Origin of the sequence: Caballeronia sp. RCC_10 (assembly GCF_041360715.1) — a bacterium.
Classification (GTDB): Bacteria; Pseudomonadota; Gammaproteobacteria; order Burkholderiales; family Burkholderiaceae; genus Caballeronia; species Caballeronia grimmiae.
Window position 1 is genome coordinate 1 of the sequence record NZ_JBFUPT010000120.1, and the last position, 710, is coordinate 710.

Here is a 710-nt window from a genome sequence, read left to right on the forward strand (position 1 = left end):
CCGAAGAAATCCGTCGCGCTGTCCGGCGTGACGGCGGGCAATACCGCGCTGTGCACGGTCGGCAAGACCGGCAACGACCTGCACTATCGCGGCTACGACATCCTCGATGTCGCGACGACCTCCGAATTCGAGGAAATCGCGTATCTGCTTGTGCACGGCAAGCTGCCGAACATCGCCGAACTGACCGCGTACAAGGCAAAGCTGAAGGCGTTGCGCGGACTGCCCGCGAACGTGAAGGCCGCGCTCGAATGGATTCCGGCGTCCGCGCATCCGATGGACGTGATGCGCACCGGCGTCTCCGTGCTCGGCACCGTGTTGCCCGAAAAGGACGACCACAACGTTCCCGGCGCGAAGGACATCGCCGATCGCCTGATGGCGTCGCTCGGCTCGATGCTGCTCTACTGGTACCACTATTCGCACAACGGCCGGCGCATCGAAGTCGAAACCGACGACGATTCCATCGGCGGTCACTTCCTGCATCTGCTGCATGGCGTGAAGCCGTCCGAATCGTGGGTCAAGGCGATGCACGTCTCGCTCAATCTCTATGCCGAGCACGAGTTCAACGCATCGACGTTCACGGGGCGGGTCATCGCGGGAACGGGTTCGGACATGTACTCCGCGATCACCGGCGCAATCGGCGCCCTGCGCGGCCCGAAGCACGGCGGCGCGAACGAAGTCGCGTTCGAAATCCAGTCGCGCTATCAGACGCC

General features: G+C 63.5%; 1 protein-coding gene. It reads left to right on the plus strand.

All coding sequences use genetic code 11. The features are described 5' to 3' along the window. Nucleotides 1-710: citrate/2-methylcitrate synthase (locus tag AB6804_RS31910; protein WP_370889845.1), on the plus strand; the 710-nt coding region annotated here is incomplete at both ends.